This is a genomic window from Rhizobium sp. CCGE 510 (assembly GCF_000292525.1).
Lineage (GTDB): Bacteria > Pseudomonadota > Alphaproteobacteria > Rhizobiales > Rhizobiaceae > Rhizobium.
The window spans coordinates 1-1,063 of record NZ_AEYF01000090.1 but is presented as its reverse complement, the minus strand read 5'-3'; the positions used below and the strand labels follow the sequence as shown (position 1 = coordinate 1,063).

Here is a 1,063-nt window from a genome sequence, read left to right as displayed (position 1 = left end):
ACCACAAGAATGCGCTTCTCTTCCGTTTCAACGACCCCGACGCCTATGCGCCCGAGACCATTGCAACGGTTCAACATGCCCTCATGAGGGGTATCGAGGTCGTCTTCCAATTGGAAGAGGGTGAGATTCTCGGCGAGCCGCTCCCCGCCCGCGACAATCGTCGAGCTGTCCTGGCTTACGAAGCAACAGAAGGCGGTGCAGGGGTCCTGAGCCGTCTGATCGAGGATCCCCAGGCACTCGGGAAAGTCGCTCGCGAAGCGCTGATCCTGATGCACTTTGAAGGAGTCGATGAAGCTATTGCTGCTGGCGACGCCAAGATTCTCGCCAACCACGATGGGGAAACGTGCGTCCGTGGCTGTTATCGTTGCCTGCTTTCCTATTTCAATCAGCCCGATCACGAGCTGATCGACCGCACGCGCGATGAAGCCAAGCAGATGCTGGTCGATCTCGCGCGGGGCCGGGTCGAGCTAGCGACGGCGGATCAGCGCACAGGAAGTGGCGATTGGGTTGACGCATTTAAGGAGGCCGGCCTTCCTGCGCCGGACAGCTCCACTATAAAATTCTCTGGCCAAGAAATGAGTTTCGTGTGGCGTAGTCATTTCGTCGCCGCTTGCCTTTCTCCCTTGATGGATGCAACGCGCCAAGAGGGAGACGATAAGGGCTGGACGATGTTTGAGTTACCGGAAGCTGTCACTGCGGGCGTGCCCGACGCGATGCGTTCGATGTTCGGGGAATAAATTGATGACAGTAAATTTTGCTCCAGGAGATTTGGTTCGAGCGCGTGGTCGTGAATGGGTTGCCCTACCGTCGCCGCAAGATGGCATCCTGGCGCTTCGTCCCCTTTCGGGTGGCGGCAGCGATACCGTTTTACTCGATCCCGCGCTAGAACTCCTGCCGGTCGAGTCTGCGCGTTTCGATCTTCCTGAAGACGTGAGGACGACGGTTCAGGCCAAAGCGGCATTGCTGGCGGACGCGATGCGCCTGACGCTTCGCCGTGGCGCAGGCCCTTTCAGATCCGCTGCGCAACTCGCTTTTGAGCCGCGAACTTACCAGCTTGTCCCCC

General features: G+C 58.9%; 1 protein-coding gene and 1 pseudogene. Both read left to right on the top strand.

Annotated features, from left to right (window positions below; genetic code table 11):
• Nucleotides 1-737 (top strand): DUF1998 domain-containing protein (locus tag RCCGE510_RS32515; RefSeq protein ID WP_007637813.1); only part of this gene is annotated, 737 nt, incomplete at its 5' end.
• A 4-nt stretch (nucleotides 738-741) separates the two neighbouring features.
• Nucleotides 742-1,063, top strand: a pseudogene (locus tag RCCGE510_RS34385) (helicase); the annotation flags it as partial.